The 845-nt window shown below is 71.5% G+C and carries 1 protein-coding gene; it reads left to right on the forward strand.

The features are described from left to right. Positions 1 to 645: invasion associated locus B family protein (locus FV223_RS28835; RefSeq protein WP_147730024.1), on the forward strand; the 645-nt coding region annotated here is incomplete at its 5' end. Positions 646 to 845: the final 200 nt, after the last annotated feature.

Below are 845 nucleotides of genomic sequence, written 5' to 3' on the forward strand. Positions count from 1 at the left end.
CCGGCGGCCCCCGCCCCGGCCCAGAGCACGCCGGCGGCCAACACCGCGGCGCAGACCGGCCCGCAGACCGTGACCGTGAAGTCCGAGCCGAGCCAGGCCGACTGGACCAAGGTCTGCGGCAAGGACGGCGGGTCGGGCACCGACATCTGCTACACCACCCGCGACTTCGTCTCCGACCAGGGCCAGCCGGTCCTCGCGGTCGCCGTGTACGAGATGAAGAACCCGGCCACGAAGCAGGAGGTGCGCGTGGTGCGCTACCTGCTGCCGCTCGGCCTGCTGCTGCAGCCCGGCATCCGCTTCACCGTCGACGGCCAGCAGGGCACCGCCGGCAAGTTCGCGGTCTGCTTCCCCAACGGCTGCTTCGCCGAGGCCGGCGGCGTCGATGCCGGCGTCGTCGCCGCGATGAAGAAGGGCACCACGCTCAACGTCTCGGTGCAGAACCAGACCCAGCGCGAGGTGACCTTCGCCGTGCCGCTCGCCGGCTTCGGCAAGGCCTTCGACGGCCCGGCCATGGACCCGAAGGTGCTCGAGGAGCAGCAGAAGAAGCTCCAGGCCGAGCTCGAGAAGCGCAGCGAGGACATGCGCAAGAAGCTGGAGCAGCCGGGCGCGGCCGGCGCCGGCGCCGCGGCGGCCCCCAAGCCCTGATTCGCGACCGCCGATCCCGCCGTCGGGATCGGCCCCTGCAAATTGACTTTTGCAAGAAGCCCGGCGCCCCGAAGCGCCGGGCTTTTCCGCTTTGGGGTGCCGGCATGATGCGATCGGCACAAGATCCCGTGATCACGGGATCGCAGCATGACCGGATCACGGGATCATCGCCCCGGGGCGCGCCGGCCCGCAGCCCGCGA

This window comes from Methylobacterium sp. WL116 (genome assembly GCF_008039455.1).
Taxonomy (GTDB): domain Bacteria; phylum Pseudomonadota; class Alphaproteobacteria; order Rhizobiales; family Beijerinckiaceae; genus Methylobacterium.